Here is a 19126-nt window from a genome sequence, read left to right on the forward strand (position 1 = left end):
CAGTCTTCGCGGCATGTGGCCGGCGCTGGTGCGCCGGCCATTTTCGTTTGCTCGATCGCCCACGCTTCGGATCTGGTGTAACCGCCTGTTAAGCATGGTTGAGCGACAAGGAAGATCCCGCAGGGACTCTCCGCGATGTGGACACGCCATCACAAGAACAGGAACACCGGCCGGCTCATCCTGCCGGCGGTTTGCGCTGCGTTTCTGAGCTATTTCGGCTACCATGCCTATAACGGCCAGTACGGCATCAATTCCAAGGCGCAATTCGAGGCGCGCCGTGCCGAACTGACGGCCAGGTTGGGCAGGTTGCACGACGAGCGCATGCATATCGAGCGGCGGACGAACCTTCTGCGCGACGGTTCGCTGGAGAAGGATATGCTTGACGAACAGGCGCGCCGCGCGCTCAGCATGTCGAAGGAGGACGAGGTGACGGTCCTGCTTGACCGCTCCCTTTCTAATTAATCAGAATCAAGTTAATTGCTTGGAAATCCAGTATTTATAAGGGTTTGAAAGCATGTCAGCCATGCATTTTTCAGCATGGCCGAGAATGTTTTTGCATGTTAGCTTCTCTCCAATTCAGAGGGGAGGGGGCGCCGCCTGAACTCCCTTTTGCGGTCCGGGAAGAGACGCGACATAGGGAGTGACGCATGGCGACTGCCGCTCGAAAAGCGCCGGCGAAAGCCAAGTCTGATACCAAATCAAAAAGCAGGTCTGACGCCAAGGCGTCGGTTTCGACCCCGGCGGCGCCGAAGCCCGCCGAATTCACCAGGGAAGAAGAGCTTCGCGCCTATCGCGACATGCTGCTCATCCGCCGCTTCGAGGAGAAGGCCGGCCAGCTTTACGGCATGGGCTTCATCGGCGGCTTCTGCCATCTCTATATAGGTCAGGAAGCGGTGGTGACCGGCCTGAAGATGGCGCTGGTCGAGGGCGATCAGATGATCACGGCCTATCGCGACCATGGTCACATGCTGGCGATGGACATGAGCCCGCGCGGCGTCATGGCCGAGTTGACGGGGCGCAAGGGCGGCTATTCCAAGGGGAAGGGCGGCTCGATGCATATGTTCTCCAAGGAAAAGCACTTTTACGGCGGCCACGGCATCGTCGGCGCGCAGGTGTCGCTTGGTACGGGTCTCGCCTTCGCCAACAAATATCGCGACAACGGCAACGTCTCCCTCACCTTCTTCGGCGACGGCGCGGCCAATCAGGGGCAGGTCTACGAAAGCTTCAACATGGCTTCCCTGTGGAAGCTGCCGGTGATCTACGTGATCGAGAACAATCGTTACGCCATGGGCACCTCCGTGACGCGCTCGTCGGCGGAAACCGATTTCTCGCATCGCGGCATCTCCTTCCGCATCCCCGGCATCCAGGTGGACGGCATGGATGTGCGCGCCGTGAAATCGGCCGCCGAGATGGCCACCGAATGGGCACGATCCGGCAAGGGGCCGATCATCCTCGAAATGCTCACCTACCGCTATCGCGGCCATTCCATGTCCGACCCGGCGAAATACCGCTCGAAGGACGAGGTCCAGAAGATGCGTTCCGAACACGATCCGATCGAGCAGGTGAAGGCGCGTGTTCTTGACAAGAAGTGGGCAACCGAGGACGAACTGAAAAATATCGACAAGGAGGTTCGCGACATCGTCGCCGACTCCGCCGACTTCGCCCAGACCGATCCGGAGCCGGATGCGTCCGAACTCTGGACGGACGTGTATCTCTGAGGGAGGGCGAACCATGCCGATCGATATTCTGATGCCTGCGCTCTCCCCGACGATGGAGGAGGGCAATCTCGCCAAATGGTTGAAGAACGAGGGTGACCAGATCAAATCCGGCGACGTGATCGCCGAGATCGAGACCGACAAGGCGACGATGGAAGTCGAGGCCGTCGACGAGGGTACGCTGGGAAAGATCCTCGTGCCGGCAGGCACTGAGGGCGTGAAGGTCAATACGCCGATCGCAGTGCTCTTGCAGGAAGGCGAGAGCGCGGGAGACATTGGCAAGGCGGCCGCGCCTGCCAAGGCCGAGGCGCCCGCCAAGGCAGACGCGCCTTCGGAGCCCGCCGAGGCTCTCCCGGCCAATGCCGGGAAGGAACAGGCGGCGCCGGTTCCCGCTGCGCCGAAGACGGAAGTCGCCGGTGATCCGGACATTCCCGCAGGCACGGAAATGGTGTCGATGACCGTGCGCGAAGCGCTGCGCGACGCCATGGCCGAGGAAATGCGCCGCGATCCCGGTGTATTCGTTATGGGCGAGGAGGTCGCCGAGTATCAGGGCGCCTACAAGATCACGCAGGGCCTGCTGCAGGAATTCGGGCCGAAGCGCGTGGTCGACACGCCGATCACGGAACACGGCTTTGCCGGCGTCGGCGTCGGTGCGGCGATGACCGGATTGAAACCCATCGTCGAGTTCATGACCTTCAACTTCGCCATGCAGGCGATCGACCAGATCATAAATTCGGCGGCGAAGACGCTCTATATGTCCGGTGGCCAGATGGGCGCGCCGATCGTGTTCCGCGGACCGAACGGTGCTGCTGCACGCGTTGCCGCCCAGCACAGCCAAGACTACGGCGCGTGGTATGGCCATATACCAGGCCTGAAGGTGATCCAGCCCTACAGCGCGGCCGATGCGAAAGGCTTGCTGAAGGCGGCGATCCGCGATCCGAATCCGGTCATCTTCCTCGAAAACGAGATTCTCTACGGCCACAGCTTCGACGTGCCGAAGCTGGACGATTTCGTTCTGCCGATAGGGAAGGCGCGAATCCAGAAGGCCGGCAAGGACGTGACGCTCGTTTCCTGGGGCATCGGCATGACCTATCTGGTCAAGGCCAAGGTCGAACTGGCGGGCATGGGCATCGATGCCGAGATCATCGATCTCAGGACCATCCGCCCGATGGATCTGGATTCGGTTGTTGCCTCCGTGAAGAAGACCAACCGGCTGGTCGTGGTCGAGGAAGGTTTCCCGCAGTCGTCGGTTGGCGATTTCATTGCCAATCAGGTGTCGCAACGCGCCTTCGACCATCTCGACGCCCCGGTGATCACCATAGCGGGCAAGGACGTGCCGATGCCTTACGCGGCCAACCTCGAGAAGCTTGCGTTGCCGAATGTCGGCGAGGTGATCGAGGCGGTGAAGGCCGTGACCTACCGCTGAGCGGATGTTGATGTGGTGGCGTCGTGACAGGATGCTGATGCCGTCGGGATCGTTTCGGGGCTGATTGCCATGGCCGTTACGGGAAAAAAGCTGGCAACCTACGCCGACATCGAAGCGGCGCCGGAACATCTCGTCGCGGAAATCATCGACGGTGTGCTGCGAACGCATCCCAGGCCGTCGCCCCGGCATTCCGTCACGGCCAATAGCCTGACGGACGAATTGACCAGCCCTTTCCAAAAAGGGCGTGGCGGGCCTGGCGGCTGGATATTCGCCGTGGAGCCTGAACTGCATCTTGGAGATCATGTGCTTGTGCCGGATATAGCGGCCTGGCGGATCGAGCGAATGCCGAAGCTGCCAGCGACAGCATATTTCGAGGTGGCGCCCGACTGGATCTGCGAAGTCCTCTCCGGATCGACGGAAACGCGTGATCGCACGGCCAAAATGCGCATCTACGGCGAGGAAAAAGTGGCCTATCTCTGGCTCATCGACCCCCGGCAGCAACTGCTTGAGGCGTTCCAGTACCTTGAACGCGGATGGACAAGGCTCGGCGGCTGGTTTTCGGACGATCGGGCGAGCGTGCCGCCCTTCGACGCAATATCGCTTTCTCTCGCGGACCTATGGCCGCTCGACAACCCGCTGGGTCTCCATGAAGACCCGCAAGCCCTCTTCGCAGGAGACCGCTAGATGCCCATCAACATCACCATGCCGGCGCTCTCGCCCACGATGGAAGAGGGCAATCTCGCCAAGTGGCTGGTCAAGGAGGGCGACAAGGTCTCGCCCGGCGACGTGATAGCAGAGATCGAGACCGACAAGGCGACGATGGAGGTCGAGGCCGTCGACGAGGGCACCGTCGCGAAAATCGTGGTGCCTGCCGGCACTGAAGGCGTGAAGGTGAATGCGTTGATCGCTGTCCTGGCAGGCGATGGCGAAGATGTCGCCGCTGCCGCCAAGGGCGGCGATGGCGCGCCTGCAAAGGCGGAAGCTGCGCCGGCCAAGCCGGAAAAAGCCAAGGTCGAGCCTGCAAAAGCAGAATCGCCTAAGCAGCAGCCGGCGGCTTCCGAAGCGGCTGGGCCGGCTCCTGGAAAGGGCGAGCACGGTTCCCGCGAGCGCACATTCGCCTCGCCTCTGGCGCGGCGCATCGCCAAGGAAGCCGGCGTCGACGTCGCCGCGGTGAAGGGCTCCGGTCCGCACGGCCGGATCGTCAAGTCGGATGTCGAGGCCGCGATCGCCAGCGGCGGCGCCAAGGCCGCGCCATCGGCCGCAGCGAAGGCGGCTTCAGCGCCGGCCGCGCCGAAGCCTGTGTCGGACGACGCGGTGCTGAAACTCTTCGAGGAAGGCTCTTATGAGCTTGTTCCGCACGACAATATGCGCAAGACGATAGCGCGGCGGCTGGTCGAGGCCAAAAGCACGATCCCACATTTCTATCTCACGCTGGATTGCGAGCTTGATGCGCTGCTGAAGCTGCGCCAGCAGCTGAACGACGCCGCACCCGTCAGGAAGACCGAAAAGGGCGATCAGCCGGCCTACAAGCTTTCCGTCAACGACCTCGTCATCAAGGCGCTGGCGCTCGCGCTGCGCGACGTGCCGACGGCCAATGTTTCCTGGACGGATGCGAACATGGTCCAGCACAAGCATGCCGATGTCGGCGTCGCCGTGTCTATCCCCGGCGGTCTGATCACGCCGATCGTGCGCCGGGCGGACGAAAAATCCCTGTCGGCGATCTCGAACGAGATGAAGGATCTGGCGGCCCGCGCCAAGACGCGCAAGCTGAAGCCGGAGGAATATCAGGGCGGCACGACGGCGGTCTCAAATCTCGGCATGTTCGGCATCAAGGACTTTTCCGCCGTGATCAATCCGCCGCATGCGACGATCCTCGCCGTGGGCGCCGGCGAGGAACGCGTGGTGGTGAAGAAGGGCGAGATCACGGTCGCCACCGTCATGTCGGTGACGCTCTCGACCGATCACCGTGCCGTGGACGGCGCGCTCGGCGCCGAACTGCTCGGCGCCTTCAAGCGGCATATCGAGAATCCTTTGGGGATGCTGGTCTGATCGTCGAACCTGTCGAAAGGGAAATGCCATGGCTACCGGAGCGCATGTTGAAAGACTGAGAACGTCGTGGGTCTGGCTCGCCGTGCTCGGCGCGATTTCGCTGATCGGCGGCATTCTGGCCCTCTTCAACCCCTTCGCGGCGACGCTGGCGGCGGTTCTGCTCGCCGGCTGGACCTTCCTGCTGTTCGGGGTGGTGCAGCTCATACAGGCGTTCAGGATCACCGGCTGGTCGGGGTTCCTGTGGTCGCTGTTGCTCGGATTGCTGACGGTCGCTGTCGGCATCTCCTTGCTGTTCAACCCGGTCGCGGGGGCGCTCTCGCTCACCATGCTCGTCGCCGTGCTGTTCCTGGTGCTGGGCGTTGTGAAGATCATGTACGGATTTTCGCTGCGGCCGATCTCCGGATGGGGCTTTGCGGTGTTGTCGGGCGTGATCTCGCTGCTGCTCGGCTTCATGATCATCGCCGATTACCCATGGTCGGCCACGACTATCCTGGGCATCCTGCTGGCGGTCGAACTGCTGTCGAACGGCATTTTCCTGCTGATCGTGGCGCTCGGACTTCGCAAGATCTGATCGGGCGAGGCGCTTCTGCATACCGGAACGGCGTGGCTTACAACCGTACTGGCCCGATGGGATTTGAGCGTCGGCGTCACGTAAGCCTGACGTGAGGTGATAGGAGAGGGACTGCGTGAAGAATATCCTGTGCTACGGCGATTCCCTGACATGGGGCTACAATGCGGAGACGCTATCCCGCCATCCGTTCGACGTGCGGTGGCCGAATGTCCTTCAGGCGGAGCTCGGCAGCGCCGCCCATGTGATCGAGGATGGCCTCAACGGCCGCACGACAGCATTCGACGACAATCTCGTGGCGGAAGACCGGAACGGCGCACGCACGCTGCCGACAAGCCTTTCAACCCATTCGCCGCTTGATCTGGTCGTCATCATGCTCGGCGCCAACGACATGAAGCCGTGGATTCACGGCCGCGCCTATGTGGCGGCGAACGGCATGGCGCGTCTCGTCAATATCGTGCGCGGCCATACCTATTTCTTCAACGCGCCCGCGCCGCAGGTGATAATGGTGTCGCCGCCGGCCGTCTCGCGCACCGACAATGTCGAGTTTTCCGAGTATTTCGAAGGCGCGAACGTTTCCTCCACTCATTTGGCCGAGGCCTACCGTCTATATGCCGCGCAGCTTGGCTGCACCTTCTTCGAAGCGGGCACGGTCGCCAAAACAACGCCGATCGACGGCGTGCATCTGGACGCCGAGAACACGCGGGCCATCGGCCGTGCCCTTGCGCCTCTCGTCAAGCAGACGCTTGGCCTTTGACCTGAAAGGAGCCTTTCGTGGCTGAATCCTATGACGTGATCATCATCGGCTCGGGGCCTGGCGGCTACATTGCGGCGATCCGCGCGGCGCAGCTTGGCCTGAAGGTCGCGGTGGTGGAGCGCGAGCATCTTGCCGGCATCTGCTCGAACTGGGGCTGCATCCCGACCAAGGCGCTGCTGCGTTCGGCCGAGATATTCCACTACGCCCAGCATCCCGGCGACTACGGCGTGAAGATCGAGGGCACCGTCTCGCCCGACCTCAAGGCGATCGTGGCGCGCTCGCGCGCCATCGCCCATCGCATGAACAATGGCGTCGGTTTCCTGTTCAAGAAGAACAAGGTGGACATCATCTGGGGCGAGGCGAAGATCGCTAAGCCGGGCGAGGTCGTGGTGTCCAAGACGGCGAAGAAGCCGATGGAGCCGGTAGGCCCCGTGCCGAAGAACACGCTGGGCGAAGGCGCCTACAAGGCGAAGCACATCATCATTGCCACCGGCGCGCGGCCGCGTGCGCTGCCGGGCATGGAGCCGGACGGCAAACTGATCTGGACCTATTTCGAGGCGATGAAGCCGGCGGAAATTCCGAAGTCGCTGCTCGTCGTCGGTTCGGGCGCCATCGGCATCGAGTTCGCCAGCTTCTACCGTACGCTCGGCGTCGACGTGACCGTGGTCGAGGTCATGGGGCAGGTGATGCCCGTGGAAGACGCCGAAATCTCGAAGCTGGCGCAAAAGCAGTTCGAGAAGCAGGGCATGAAGATCCTGCTGGAAGCCAAGGTGACGAAGGTCGAGAAGGGCGCGAACTCGGTCACGGCGCATGTCGAGACCAAGGGCGGCAAGGTCGAGAAGATCACCGCCGATCGCATGATCTCCGCGGTCGGTGTGCAGGCCAATATCGAGAATCTCGGCCTCGAGGCGCTCGGCGTGAAGACCGAGCGCGGCTTCATCGCCATCGACGGCTATTGCAAGACCAACGTGCCGGGCATTTACGCCATCGGCGATGTCGCCGGCGCGCCGATGCTGGCGCACAAGGCCGAGCACGAGGCCGTCATCTGCATCGAGAAGATCGCTGGCCTGCCGAACGTCCATCCGATTGACAAGCGCAAGATTCCCGGCTGCACCTATTGCCATCCGCAGGTGGCGTCGGTCGGCATCACCGAAGCCAAGGCCAAGGAAGAGGGGCGCGACATCCGCGTCGGCCGCTTCCCGTTCGTCGGCAACGGCAAGGCGATCGCGCTGGGCGAGGATCAGGGTCTGGTGAAGACGATCTTCGACAGGAAGACGGGAGAGCTTCTCGGCGCGCATATGGTCGGAGCGGAAGTGACGGAACTCATCCAGGGCTTTGTCGTCGCGATGAACCTCGAAACCACCGAGGAAGAACTGATGCACACCATCTTCCCGCATCCGACCCTCTCGGAAATGATGAAGGAGAGCGTGCTGGATGCCTATGGCCGCGCGCTCAACGTGTGAGGTCGATGGAACCGGAGTGCGCTGCTCGCCGTTATCCGGCTGTTGTTTCAATTCGGATGAGGGACCACAAGCATGGATGTGAATGGTGTTGGTTGGATTGCGGCCATCCTGATCGGCGGCGTCGCCGGCTGGCTCGCGGAAATGTTCATGAAGAGCAATATGGGACTCTTGATGAACATCGTTCTCGGTATTGTGGGTGCCGTCGTGCTGAACGCCATTCTGGCCGTTCTGGGAATTTCCCTGGGTGCGGGCTGGATCGCCTATCTGGTCGCCGGCTTCATCGGCGCGTGCCTGCTCATCTTCGTGGGTCGCGCGATAAGGCGCTAGCCCGCCGCAACCCTGCCATGCATTCGAGGCCGTTGCGCGCAGGCGCAGCGGCCTTTCGTTTGTGCTGCAAAGCTATTACATCGGGCGTATTCTGCTTGAGCGTCGCGAATGCGCGCCGAGCTCGAACTGAAGCAATTTGAAGGGCGAAAAGCCTCCATGGTTACTGTAGTCGATATGGTTGCACAGCCCCGGCCACGCCATCCGGAGAAGGCGCACCGACCGGATCAGGAAGTGCTGCGCAAGCCGGACTGGATTCGCGTGCGCGCGCCGGTCTCGAAGGGCTATTCGGAAACGCGCGAGATCGTGAAGTCGCACAAGCTGGTGACGGTGTGCGAGGAGGCCGGCTGTCCGAACATCGGCGAGTGCTGGGACAAGAAGCACGCCACCTTCATGATCATGGGCGAGATCTGCACCCGCGCCTGCGCCTTCTGCAATGTCGCGACCGGCATCCCTACTGCGCTCGATCCGAACGAGCCCGAAAGCGTGGCCAGCGCCGTCGCGACGATGGGGCTGACGCATGTCGTCATCACTTCGGTCGACCGGGACGATCTGGACGATGGCGGCGCGCAGCACTTCGCCGATGTGATCCACGCCATCCGCCGCACCGCGCCGGGCACCACGATCGAGATTCTGACGCCCGACTTCCTCCGCAAGGAAGGAGCGCTGGAGGTGGTGGTCGCTGCGAAACCCGACGTGTTCAACCACAATCTGGAGACGGTTCCGTCGAAATATCTCAAGGTGCGCCCGGGAGCGCGCTACTTCCATTCCGTGCGGCTGCTGCAGCGGGTGAAGGAACTTGATCCGTCGATCTTCACCAAATCCGGTATCATGGTGGGGCTCGGCGAGGAGCGCAACGAGGTGCTGCAATTGATGGACGATCTACGCATCGCCGATGTCGATTTCATCACCATCGGCCAATATCTGGCGCCCTCGCGGAAGCACCACGCGGTGATGAAGTTCGTGACGCCCGACGAATTCAGGTCTTACGAGACGATCGCCTACACCAAGGGTTTCCTGATGGTCGCGTCCAGCCCGCTGACGCGCTCGTCGCACCATGCCGGCGAGGATTTCGCGCGGCTGCGCGCGGCGCGCGAGGCGCAGCTCCAGAAGGCGGGATAGCCGCATCCGCCATGCCGCAATTCGAGACGACGCGGCGCGTGCTCCATGCTGCGGACCAGATGTTCGCGCTGGTTGCCGACGTCGAGAAATATCCGGAGTTCCTGCCGCTCTGCGAGGCGCTGACGGTCCGTTCGCGCAAGGAGCGGGACGGGCGTGCCATTCTCGTTGCCGACATGACGGTCGGCTATAAGGCGATCCGCGAGACCTTCACCAGCCAGGTGCACCTGAAGCCCGCCGAGCGGACGATCGAGGTGAAGTATCTCGACGGGCCGTTCAAATATCTGAGCAATGTCTGGCGTTTCGAGCCGACGGCGGATGGCGGCTGCGACGTTCGGTTTTTCATCGACTACGAGTTCAAGAGCCGCATTCTGGGCGCCGTCATGGGCGCCATGTTCGACCGCGCTTTCCGCATGTTCACCGATGCGTTCGAGAAACGGGCGGCGGAGGTCTACGGCGCGGTGTGAGTCAGTCGCCCTTTCTCGATAGCGCCTCGATCCCCATCTCAAGCGCGACCCTGACGGTTTCCTCGCGGATGTAGGACCTTCCGCGGTTCTCGAACAGGCGCTTTTCGGCTACCGGTTTCTCGCCTTCGAGCGCGAGGCCGAACCAGACGAGCCCGACCGGCTTTTCGGCGGAGCCGCCATCCGGACCCGCGACCCCTGTTACGGCGAGCGTGATGCCGGCGCGCGAGTTTCTGAGCGCCCCGACAGCCATTTCAATCGCGGTCTCGCGCGATACCGCGCCGTGCTTGTCCAGCGTTTCCTTCCGCACGCCAAGCATGTCCATCTTGGCCTCGTTGGAATAGGTGACGAAGCCGCGATCCACCATGGATGACGAGCCGGGAATGTTGGTGAGCAGCGCGATGATCTTGCCGCCCGTGCAGCTTTCCGCGGTCGCGGTCAGCATCTTCTTCGCGTGGCACGCTTTCAGGAAGCGGTCGGCAAGTTCATCCATATCGGTCATTCCGGCACTCCTCCGGGATAGATCACGGTGGCTGTCGCGATGGCCGCGATGCCTTCTTCCCGACCGATAAAACCCAGATGCTCGTTTGTGGTTGCCTTGACCGAGATACGACTGGCATCGATCCCGAGCATGCCTGCGATGGCGGCCGCCATGGCGGCGCGGTGCGGGCCGATCTTCGGAGCCTCCGCTATGAGCGTCACATCGGCATTCGCTATGCGCCCGCCGCTTTCGCGCACGATGCGCGCCGCATGTTCGAGGAAAATCCGCGATGCCGCGCCTTTCCACTGCGGATCGGAAGGCGGGAAATGCGAGCCGATGTCGCCCGCGCCGCAAGTTGCCAGCAGCGCGTCGGTGAGCGCATGGAGGGCGACATCGGCGTCCGAATGGCCGGACAGTTTCTTGCCGTGCGGAATCCTGACTCCGCAAAGCCAGACGTGGTCGCCCGGTTCGAAGGAATGGACGTCGTAGCCGTTGCCGGTGCGCACATCCGGGAAATGTGTCCCGCCGAAGAGGCGCTGATCGGCCATGTCGATATCCTTTGCCCAGGTGAGCTTCACATTGTCCGGTGAGCCGTCCACCAGCCTGACCGGTAGTTTTGCCCACTCCGCGATCGCCGCGTCGTCGGTGAAATCCGACCTGCCGGCGCGTGCCGCCTCGATATGCGCCGCGTGGATCGACTGGAACGGGAAACCCTGCGGCGTCTGCGCTGCGAAAAGACCGTCGCGGGAAATCGTCTCCGCCACCATGCCGCTCTCGTCGCCGCGTTTCAGCGTGTCGGAGACGGGCAACACCGGCAGGGCGCCGCAGCGCTCACCGATCGTGCCGATGGTCCGCGCGATCATCGCGGCATCCACGAACGGCCGTGCGGCGTCGTGGATCAGAACTTTGGATGGTGCGATGTCATGCAGCGCCTGAAGGCCGGCGAGCACAGATGCTTGCCGTGTTGCCCCGCCTTCGACCAGCATCAACCGCCCGGCGGCGTCGCCAAGCGCGGCATCGGCAAGAGCCCGGTGATCCGGGTGGATGACGACAGCTACTACGTCGACATCCGGATGCGACAGGAATGCGTCGACGCTTCGCGCCAGAATCGCTTTGCCGCCTATGGCCCGGTATTGCTTCGGCAAATCGCCGCCGACGCGTTCGCCTCGCCCCGCCGCGACGATCACCGCCGCGACTTTTGTGTTTCGGCTGTTGGACACAGAGCTTGTCATCGTCCGGCCTTAATACGCCGGATTGGGTTCCGCCAGCGTTTCCACGTTTGTCCGCTTCGTTCGCAGTTGCACATTGCGGAACGTGTGAAATCTGGTTAGAGAATGTGCAACGCGTGGCAGTGCTTGGTTTTTATGCATGTTGGATCTCGACAAACTCGCTGAACCCCTTGGCGTAGGGCCTGTGACGATCCAGAACCGTGTGTTTCAGGCTCCGATGTCGGGTGTGACCGACGAGCCGATGCGGCGTCGAGCCTATGCGCACGGCGCCGGCCTCGTGGTTTCCGAGATGGTCGCCAGCGGCGAGTTGGCGAAAGGGCGCGGCGATACGGAGCGGCGCATCCGCCGTTCGGGACTCCCCGTGCATATGGTGCAACTCGCCGGAAGGGACGCCGGACTCATGGCCGAGGCCGCGGCGATCGCGGAAGGCGAAGGCGCCGACATCATCGACATCAATATGGGCTGCCCGGCCAAGAAGGTGACGGGCGGCTATTGCGGCTCGGCGCTGATGCGCGACCTCGATCACGCGGTTCGGCTGATCGACGCGGTCGTCGGCGCCGTCCGGGTCCCGGTCACGGTGAAGATGCGACTCGGCTGGGACGAGAACGCGCTCAATGCGCCGGAACTGGCGCGCCGCGCCGAGCAGGCCGGCGTCGCAATGGTCACGGTGCATGGACGCACGCGCTGCCAGTTCTACAAGGGCGCAGCCGACTGGCATGCGATCCGCGCCGTGAAGGAGGCCGTATCCATCCCTGTCGTCGCCAATGGCGACGTGCAGACGCCGGCCGATGCGCGAACCCTGCTGGAACGGTCGGGCGCCGATGCGGTCATGGTCGGTCGCGCGCACTATGGTGCGCCATGGGCCTCGGCCGCAATCGCCGCCGCCGCTGCGGGAGACGCTGCGCATGGCGTGCCGCGAACCGCCGCCGAACTCGCCGACTACGTCGTCGCGCATTACGAGGACATGCTTGCGCTCTATGGCGTCGAGAGCGGCGTCAGGCAGGCGCGCAAGCATCTCGGCTGGTATCTTGATCGTCGTGCGCCCGCTGTTTCGGAGGCGCTGCGCCGTGCCGTGATGACATCGTTCGAGCCGGCGCTGGTGATCGCTTACCTGCGTGAGGCGTTTGCCGCGGGCGACCGCGAACCGGAGCGGATGGCAGCATGAACAACATGACGCCGAATGCCAGCATGCGGGACGCCGCCCAGATCGTTCTCAACACGATCCGCCGCCCTGTCATCATGGTGGGGCCGGACGGCTTCATCACCTTCGCGAACGCTGATGCGGAAGATTTCTTCCGGTCGAGCGCGAACGTTCTGGCGCGCAATTCGCTGGCGAAGCTGGTTCCGTTCGGCAGTCCGCTGCTGCAACTCGTCGAGCAGGTGCGCGAGCGGCGCGCGCCGGTGAACGAATATCGCGTCGACGTTTCCTCGCCACGGCTCGGCGTTGAGAAGGTGGTCGACCTCTATGCCGCCCCGGTCCCCGAATTTCCGGGGTCGGTCGTCATCATGTTCCAGGAGCGGTCCATGGCGGACAAGATCGATCGCCAGATGACCCACCGCGGCGCGGCGCGTTCGGTCACGGGCCTTGCCTCCATGCTCGCGCATGAGATCAAGAATCCGCTTTCCGGCATTCGGGGCGCGGCGCAACTGCTCGAACTGTCGGCCTCCGACGACGACCGCGCTCTGACCCGGCTCATCACCGACGAGACGGATCGTATCGTGGCCCTTGTCGACCGCATGGAGGTGTTTTCGGACGAGCGGCCGGTCGACCGCTATCCCGTCAACATCCATGTGGTGCTCGACCATGTAAAGGCAATCGCTAAGACCGGTTTCGCCAAGGGCATCAAGATCATTGAGGAATACGACCCGTCGCTGCCGCCGGTCTACGCCAACCGCGACCAGTTGATCCAGGTCTTCCTCAATCTCGTGAAGAACGCCGCCGAAGCGATCGGCTCCGATCCGCAGGGCGAGATCACGCTCTCGACCGCGTTTCGACCGGGCATCCGTGTCTCTGTGCCCGGCACGCCGGAACGAGTGTCGCTGCCGCTGGAGTTCTGCGTGCGCGACAACGGGCCGGGCGTCTCCGACGATCTCCTCCCGATCCTCTTCGATCCTTTCATCACCACGAAGCCCAACGGCTCGGGCCTCGGCCTCGCGCTGGTGGCGAAGATCGTCGGCGAGCATGGCGGGGTGATCGAATGCGATTCCTCCGCGCGCGGCACGCAGTTCCGCATCCTGATGCCCGCCTGGAAGGAAAACATGCCGACAGGCGACGAAGCAGACGGAGATCGCCAATGAGCGTCCCTGGCCAGATCCTCGTTGCGGACGATGACGCGGCGATCCGCACCGTTCTCAATCAGGCGCTCAGCCGCGCGGGCCACGAGGTGCGTGTCACCTCCAACGCCGCCACGCTGTGGCGCTGGGTATCGTCCGGCGAAGGCGACCTCGTCATAACCGACGTGGTGATGCCGGACGGCAACGCATTCGACATGCTGCCGCGCATCAAGAAGGCGCGGCCGGAACTCCCTGTCATCGTCATGAGCGCCCAGAATACCTTCATGACGGCGATCCGGGCCTCTGAGACCGGGGCCTATGAATATCTGCCGAAGCCCTTCGACCTGACGGAACTTCTCAACATTGTCTCGCGCGCTCTTGCGGAGCCGCGCCGGCCGCTGGCCGATGCGCGCGCCGAGGAGCAGCCCGATGTCATGCCGCTCGTGGGGCGGTCCGCCGCCATGCAGGACATTTATCGCATGCTGGCGCGCATGATGCAGACCGATCTGACCGTGATGATCACGGGCGAGTCCGGCACCGGAAAGGAGCTCGTGGCGCGGGCGCTGCATGAGTATGGCCGCCGCCGGAATGGGCCGTTCGTGGCCATCAACATGGCCGCCATTCCGCGCGACCTGATCGAGTCCGAGCTCTTCGGCCATGAGAAAGGCGCTTTTACCGGCGCGCAGAACCGTTCCACCGGCCGCTTCGAGCAGGCGGAAGGCGGTACGCTTTTCCTCGACGAGATCGGCGACATGCCGATGGAGGCGCAGACACGTCTGCTGCGCGTCCTGCAGCAGGGCGAATACACGACCGTCGGGGGGCGGACGCCCATCAAGACGGATGTGCGGATCGTCGCCGCCACCAACAAGGATTTGCGCAATCTGATCAATCAGGGTCTCTTCCGCGAGGATTTGTTCTACCGGCTGAACGTGGTGCCGCTGCGGCTTCCCGCACTCCGGGAGCGTTCAGAGGATATTCCGGATCTCGTCCGGCATTTCTTCAAGCAGGGCGAGCAGGAAGGCCTTCAGACCAAGCGCATCATGCCGGCAGGCATCGAGCTGATGAAGCGTTACTCCTGGCCCGGCAATGTTCGCGAGCTGGAGAACCTTGTCCGGCGGCTGGCGGCGCTCTATCCGCAGGACGAGATTTCCGGCGAGATCATCGAATCGGAGCTCAAGACGGGGGTCACGCCCAGCGTGCAGGCGCCGCAGCTCATGCCTGAGAATCTCACCATCGGGCAGGCGGTGGAGCAACATCTCCAGCGCTACTTTGCGCTTTTCGATGGCGATCTGCCGCCGCCGGGTCTTTACGATCGCATTCTGGCGGAAGTGGAGTATCCGCTGGTGCTGGCCTGTATGACGGCCACCAGAGGCAACCAGATCAAGGCAGCCGAACTGCTGGGTCTCAATCGGAACACGCTGCGCAAGAAGATTCGCGAACTTGGCGTCAATGTGTACCGGGGCGCACGCCCGGCCTGAGCAGCTGGGTCTCCGACGGCCATTTCACGCGATCGTCAGCGGAAATTATCGCGGATGAATGTCTCTGCGGCCGGGCTTTGTTGCAGAATCGCCACAATGTGTTGCATAGAATCAACGCAATTCCTTGGCGTCTTGAGTTGATGGCAGTCCAGGCAGACACGATTCCGGCATCGCTTTTCCCACAAGGCTCGCAACTCGACCGTCGTCGTTTGCTGGCCCTGCCGGGCGTCGTTGCTATTGTCGGCGCGCTGGTGACGTCGGCGGTGTCCTTCGCCATCCTCATCGGCGTGACTCCGATCACGCCGAGCGAATCGACCACGCTGCTGCTGATCGCCATCAACAGTGTTTTCGTCCTGCTTCTGTCGGCGCTGATCGGCCGCGAGATTCATCGCATCTATATGTCGCGTCGCCGCGGCAAGGCGGCCTCGCGGCTTCACGTGCGCATCGTGGCGATGTTCGCGCTGGTGGCGGCCATCCCGGCCATTCTGGTGGCTGTCGTGGCGTCGATATCGCTGAATGTCGGGCTGGACCGCTGGTTCGAGATCCGTACAAAGACGATCGTCAGCTCATCCCTGTCGATCGCTGAGGCCTATGTGATCGAGAATGCGCGCAATCTCCAGGGAACGACGCTGTCCATGGCGAACTTCCTCAACCAGGCCCGCAGCGTCTACAATCTCGACCGGACAGGCTTCCGCGAGCTGATGACGCAGGAGGCGGTGGGCCGCGCGCTGGCGCATGCCGCGCTCATCAAGGCCGACGGCTCCTTCGTCATGCTGGCGGAAACACGTACCAATTTCGACATGCCGCAGCCGCCGATCGAAGCCGTGCAGCAGGCCGCCGACGGCAAGCCGGTACTGATCGAGCCGCGTACCCGCAACATCGTCGGCGCCGTGCTTAAGCTGCGCGAATTCCCCGATATGTATCTCTACACGATCCGGCTGGTCGATCCGGAAGTGATCCGCGCGCGGCAGATCGTCCGCGCCAATGTCGAAGACTACCGCGACCTTGAGGGCAGCCGCATTTCGACGCAGATCGCCTTCGCGCTGCTCTATCTCGGCCTTGTCCTCATCATCGTGCTGTCCGCGATCTGGACCGCCATCGCCGTCGCCGACCGCCTCGTCAGGCCGATCCGGCAACTGATCGGCGCGGCGGACGAGGTGGCGACCGGCAATCTCGATGTTTCGGTGCCGGTGCGGGCCACCGACGGGGACATGGCCTCGCTCAGCGACACGTTCAACAAGATGCTTTTCGAGCTGAAATCGCAGCGCAACGAGTTGCTGACGGCGAAGGATGTCATCGATGAGCGGCGGCGCTTCTCCGAGGCCGTGTTGTCGGGCGTGACCGCCGGCGTGATCGGCGTCGACGAGGACGGGACGATCACCATCGTCAACCGCTCCGCCGAGACGATGCTTGCGCTGCCGGCGGAGACGGCGGTCGGCCAGAACCTCTCGGTCCTGCTTCCGCATATCGGCCGCGTCTTCGAGATCGGCCGCAACAGCCAGCGCCCGGTCTACAGGGAGCAGGTGACGTTCTTCCGAAACCGGCTCGAGCGCACCTTCAACGTTCAGGTGACGATCGAGCAGGACGACGCCTCCAGCCGCGGCAAGGCCTATGTCGTGACCGTGGACGACATCACCGATCTGGTGCAGGCCCAGAGGTCCACCGCCTGGGCGGACGTGGCGCGGCGCATCGCGCACGAGATCAAGAATCCGCTGACGCCGATCCAGCTCTCCGCCGAGCGTATCCGCAGGCGCTACGGCAAGGTCATCACCGAGGACCGCGAGGTGTTCGACCAGTGTACCGATACGATTATCCGGCAGGTGGCCGACATCGGGCGCATGGTCGATGAATTCTCGTCCTTCGCGCGCATGCCCAAGCCGGACATGCAGAAGGTCGATCTGCGCGAGCCGCTGCGCGAGGCGTCGTTCCTCGTCGAGGTCAGCCGTTCCGACATCGCGTTCGAGCGCGACTTCGGCGGCGAGCCGCTGATGGGGACGTTCGACACGCGTCTGCTGACGCAGGCTTTCGGCAACGTCGTCAAGAACGCCGCCGAGGCGGTCGAAGCGGCGGAGCGTGTCGCGGGCCAGCCGGGCGTCATCCGTATCCGCGCGTCGCAGGACGGCGAGACGATCCGCGTCGACGTCATCGACAACGGCAAAGGCCTTCCCCGCGAGAATCGCCAGCGACTTCTCGAGCCCTATATGACGACGCGTGAAAAGGGCACCGGCCTCGGCCTCGCCATCGTCAAGAAGATCATCGAGGACCATGGCGGAACACTGGAACTCCACGATGCGCCGGAGGATTTCCACGGCGGCCGGGGCGCGATGATCAGCATTTTCCTTCCGGCGGGAGTGCCCGCCGCTTCGGCGGCAGGCGCGAAGGAGAGGGAACCGAAGCAGGAAGAACAGGTCGCAGATGGCATCTGACATTCTCATCGTCGACGACGAAAACGACATTCGCGAACTGGTCGCGGGCATATTGAGCGACGAGGGCCACGAAACGCGCACCGCGCACGATGCCGACAGCGCGCTTGCGGCGATAGCGGACCGCGTGCCGCGCCTGATCTTCCTCGATATCTGGATGCAGGGCTCCCGGCTCGACGGCCTTGCCTTGCTCGACCAGATCAAGACGATGCATCCCGATCTGCCGGTTGTGATGATCTCCGGCCACGGCAACATCGAGACGGCCGTATCCGCCATCCGCCGCGGTGCCTACGATTTCATCGAGAAGCCATTCAAGGCCGACCGTCTGATCCTGATCGCGGAGCGCGCGCTGGAGACATCCAAGCTCAAGCGGGAGGTGTCGGATCTTCGCCAGCGCAGCACGGACAGTTTCGACCTGATCGGCAAGTCGCCGGCGATGAACCATCTGCGGCAGACCATCGAGCGCGCCGCGCCGACCAACAGCCGCATCATGATCATCGGGCCGTCGGGGTCCGGCAAGGAAATGGTCGCGCGCGCCATCCATGGTCTGTCCTCGCGCAAGAACGGCCCGTTCGTATCCCTGAACGCCGCGACGATCACGCCGGAGCGCATGGAAATCGAGCTTTTCGGCACGGAATCGAATGGCAGCGAGCGGAAGGTCGGCGCGCTGGAGGAGGCGCATCGCGGCATTCTCTACCTCGATGAAGTGGCCGACATGCCACGTGAGACGCAGAGCAAGATCCTGCGTGTTCTGGTCGACCAGCAGTTCGAGCGTGTGGGCGGCACGAAGAGGGTCAAGGTGGATGTGCGCATCATCTCGTCCACGGCACAGAACCTTGAAGCGATGATCGCGGAAGGCCGCTTCCGGGAGGATCTCTATCATCGGCTGGCGGTGGTCCCCGTACTGGTGCCCGGCCTGTCGGAGCGGCGCGAGGACATTCCCTATCTCGTCGACCATTTCATGCGCCAGATCGCGCGGCAGGCCGGCATCAAGCCCCGCCGGATCGGCGACGACGCCCTGGCCGTGCTGCAAGCCCACAACTGGCCCGGAAACGTGCGCCAGTTGCGCAACAATATCGAGCGCCTGATGATCCTGGCGCGCGGCGACGATGTTGAAACGCCGATCACGGCGGACCTGCTGCCGCAGGAGATCGGCGACGTGATGCCGCGCGCCCCGAGCCAGTCCGACCAGCACATCATGGCGCTGCCGTTGCGCGAGGCGCGCGAGATGTTCGAGAAGGAGTATCTGATCGCGCAGATCAACCGCTTCGGCGGCAATATCTCGCGCACGGCCGAGTTCATCGGCATGGAGCGGTCCGCGCTTCACCGCAAGCTGAAGTCGCTCGGGGTCTGACG

The 19126-nt window shown here is 63.3% G+C and carries 18 protein-coding genes; 16 read left to right on the top strand and 2 right to left on the bottom strand.

The features are described 5' to 3' along the window. Positions 1-135: 135 nt before the first annotated feature. From M9955_20620 to M9955_20670, 11 genes are all read left to right on the top strand, one after another. Complete coding sequence (locus M9955_20620) at positions 136-462, top strand: septum formation initiator family protein (GenBank protein ID MCO5084046.1); 327 nt, start codon at positions 136-138, stop codon at positions 460-462. Positions 463-647: 185 nt separating this feature from the next. Then, positions 648-1718 (top strand): pyruvate dehydrogenase (acetyl-transferring) E1 component subunit alpha, encoded by a 1071-nt coding sequence (gene pdhA / locus M9955_20625; GenBank protein MCO5084047.1) that lies wholly within the window; start codon positions 648-650, stop codon positions 1716-1718. A 13-nt stretch (positions 1719-1731) separates the two neighbouring features. After that, complete coding sequence (locus tag M9955_20630; protein MCO5084048.1) at positions 1732-3141, top strand: pyruvate dehydrogenase complex E1 component subunit beta; 1410 nt, start codon at positions 1732-1734, stop codon at positions 3139-3141. A 69-nt stretch (positions 3142-3210) separates the two neighbouring features. Continuing rightward, the gene (locus M9955_20635; protein ID MCO5084049.1) at positions 3211-3825 is read left to right on the top strand and encodes a Uma2 family endonuclease; all 615 of its coding nucleotides are present in this window, start codon (positions 3211-3213) and stop codon (positions 3823-3825) included. Next, on the top strand, positions 3826-5190 hold the full coding sequence (locus M9955_20640) for a pyruvate dehydrogenase complex dihydrolipoamide acetyltransferase (protein ID MCO5084050.1): 1365 nt from the start codon (positions 3826-3828) through the stop codon (positions 5188-5190). Positions 5191-5218: 28 nt separating this feature from the next. Next, positions 5219-5761 (top strand): DUF308 domain-containing protein, encoded by a 543-nt coding sequence (locus M9955_20645; GenBank protein MCO5084051.1) that lies wholly within the window; start codon positions 5219-5221, stop codon positions 5759-5761. A gap of 115 nt (positions 5762-5876) precedes the next feature. Continuing rightward, positions 5877-6515: an SGNH/GDSL hydrolase family protein gene (locus M9955_20650; protein MCO5084052.1), complete on the top strand. Its 639-nt coding sequence runs from the start codon at positions 5877-5879 to the stop codon at positions 6513-6515. A 17-nt stretch (positions 6516-6532) separates the two neighbouring features. After that, positions 6533-7978 (top strand): dihydrolipoyl dehydrogenase, encoded by a 1446-nt coding sequence (gene lpdA / locus M9955_20655; protein MCO5084053.1) that lies wholly within the window; start codon positions 6533-6535, stop codon positions 7976-7978. A gap of 72 nt (positions 7979-8050) precedes the next feature. Further along, the gene (locus M9955_20660) at positions 8051-8305 is read left to right on the top strand and encodes a GlsB/YeaQ/YmgE family stress response membrane protein (GenBank protein ID MCO5084054.1); all 255 of its coding nucleotides are present in this window, start codon (positions 8051-8053) and stop codon (positions 8303-8305) included. Positions 8306-8461: 156 nt separating this feature from the next. Then, entirely contained in the window at positions 8462-9424 is a 963-nt protein-coding gene (gene lipA, locus M9955_20665) for a lipoyl synthase (protein MCO5084055.1), read from the top strand. A gap of 11 nt (positions 9425-9435) precedes the next feature. Further along, positions 9436-9888, top strand: a complete 453-nt coding sequence (locus tag M9955_20670; protein ID MCO5084056.1) for a type II toxin-antitoxin system RatA family toxin — start codon at positions 9436-9438, stop codon at positions 9886-9888. A gap of 1 nt (position 9889) precedes the next feature. Here M9955_20670 and M9955_20675 read toward each other — a convergent pair whose 3' ends face one another. Beyond that, complete coding sequence (locus M9955_20675) at positions 9890-10387, bottom strand: CinA family protein (protein ID MCO5084057.1); 498 nt, start codon at positions 10385-10387, stop codon at positions 9890-9892. Next, positions 10384-11598 (bottom strand): bifunctional 2-C-methyl-D-erythritol 4-phosphate cytidylyltransferase/2-C-methyl-D-erythritol 2,4-cyclodiphosphate synthase, encoded by a 1215-nt coding sequence (locus tag M9955_20680; protein MCO5084058.1) that lies wholly within the window; start codon positions 11596-11598, stop codon positions 10384-10386. Before M9955_20680 ends, M9955_20675 begins: the two co-directional genes overlap by 4 nt. 136 nt (positions 11599-11734) lie before the next feature. Here M9955_20680 and dusB point away from each other — a divergent pair, with 136 nt between their 5' ends. From dusB to M9955_20705, 5 genes are all read left to right on the top strand, one after another. Beyond that, positions 11735-12760 carry a tRNA dihydrouridine synthase DusB gene (gene dusB, locus M9955_20685; GenBank protein MCO5084059.1) on the top strand — a complete coding sequence of 342 codons (1026 nt, stop codon included), beginning with the start codon at positions 11735-11737 and terminating at the stop codon, positions 12758-12760. Then, positions 12757-13893 carry a nitrogen regulation protein NR(II) gene (locus M9955_20690; GenBank protein MCO5084060.1) on the top strand — a complete coding sequence of 379 codons (1137 nt, stop codon included), beginning with the start codon at positions 12757-12759 and terminating at the stop codon, positions 13891-13893. The genes dusB and M9955_20690 overlap by 4 nt, the downstream gene beginning before the upstream one ends. Beyond that, positions 13890-15347 (top strand): nitrogen regulation protein NR(I), encoded by a 1458-nt coding sequence (gene ntrC / locus M9955_20695; GenBank protein MCO5084061.1) that lies wholly within the window; start codon positions 13890-13892, stop codon positions 15345-15347. Before M9955_20690 ends, ntrC begins: the two co-directional genes overlap by 4 nt. Positions 15348-15487: 140 nt before the next feature. Then, a complete protein-coding gene (locus M9955_20700) occupies positions 15488-17773 on the top strand; it encodes a PAS domain-containing sensor histidine kinase (protein MCO5084062.1) in 2286 nt (761 codons plus the stop codon). Beyond that, positions 17763-19124 (top strand): sigma-54 dependent transcriptional regulator, encoded by a 1362-nt coding sequence (locus M9955_20705; GenBank protein ID MCO5084063.1) that lies wholly within the window; start codon positions 17763-17765, stop codon positions 19122-19124. The genes M9955_20700 and M9955_20705 overlap by 11 nt, the downstream gene beginning before the upstream one ends. Positions 19125-19126: the final 2 nt, after the last annotated feature.

It is taken from the genome of Rhizobiaceae bacterium, assembly GCA_023953845.1.
Lineage (GTDB): Bacteria > Pseudomonadota > Alphaproteobacteria > Rhizobiales > Rhizobiaceae > Arvimicrobium.

Excerpts from the sequence above, each read along its gene's own strand:
- M9955_20620 (MCO5084046.1), top strand. The coding sequence starts at position 136 with ATGTGGACACGCCATCACAAGAACAGGAACACCGGCCGGCTCATCCTG.
- pdhA (MCO5084047.1), top strand. The coding sequence starts at position 648 with ATGGCGACTGCCGCTCGAAAAGCGCCGGCGAAAGCCAAGTCTGATACC.
- M9955_20630 (MCO5084048.1), top strand. The coding sequence starts at position 1,732 with ATGCCGATCGATATTCTGATGCCTGCGCTCTCCCCGACGATGGAGGAG.
- M9955_20635 (MCO5084049.1), top strand. The coding sequence starts at position 3,211 with ATGGCCGTTACGGGAAAAAAGCTGGCAACCTACGCCGACATCGAAGCG.
- M9955_20640 (MCO5084050.1), top strand. The coding sequence starts at position 3,826 with ATGCCCATCAACATCACCATGCCGGCGCTCTCGCCCACGATGGAAGAG.
- M9955_20645 (MCO5084051.1), top strand. The coding sequence starts at position 5,219 with ATGGCTACCGGAGCGCATGTTGAAAGACTGAGAACGTCGTGGGTCTGG.
- M9955_20660 (MCO5084054.1), top strand. The coding sequence starts at position 8,051 with ATGGATGTGAATGGTGTTGGTTGGATTGCGGCCATCCTGATCGGCGGC.
- lipA (MCO5084055.1), top strand. The coding sequence starts at position 8,462 with ATGGTTACTGTAGTCGATATGGTTGCACAGCCCCGGCCACGCCATCCG.
- M9955_20670 (MCO5084056.1), top strand. The coding sequence starts at position 9,436 with ATGCCGCAATTCGAGACGACGCGGCGCGTGCTCCATGCTGCGGACCAG.
- M9955_20675 (MCO5084057.1), bottom strand. The coding sequence starts at position 10,387 with ATGACCGATATGGATGAACTTGCCGACCGCTTCCTGAAAGCGTGCCAC.
- M9955_20680 (MCO5084058.1), bottom strand. The coding sequence starts at position 11,598 with ATGACAAGCTCTGTGTCCAACAGCCGAAACACAAAAGTCGCGGCGGTG.
- dusB (MCO5084059.1), top strand. The coding sequence starts at position 11,735 with ATGTTGGATCTCGACAAACTCGCTGAACCCCTTGGCGTAGGGCCTGTG.
- M9955_20690 (MCO5084060.1), top strand. The coding sequence starts at position 12,757 with ATGAACAACATGACGCCGAATGCCAGCATGCGGGACGCCGCCCAGATC.
- ntrC (MCO5084061.1), top strand. The coding sequence starts at position 13,890 with ATGAGCGTCCCTGGCCAGATCCTCGTTGCGGACGATGACGCGGCGATC.
- M9955_20700 (MCO5084062.1), top strand. The coding sequence starts at position 15,488 with ATGGCAGTCCAGGCAGACACGATTCCGGCATCGCTTTTCCCACAAGGC.
- M9955_20705 (MCO5084063.1), top strand. The coding sequence starts at position 17,763 with ATGGCATCTGACATTCTCATCGTCGACGACGAAAACGACATTCGCGAA.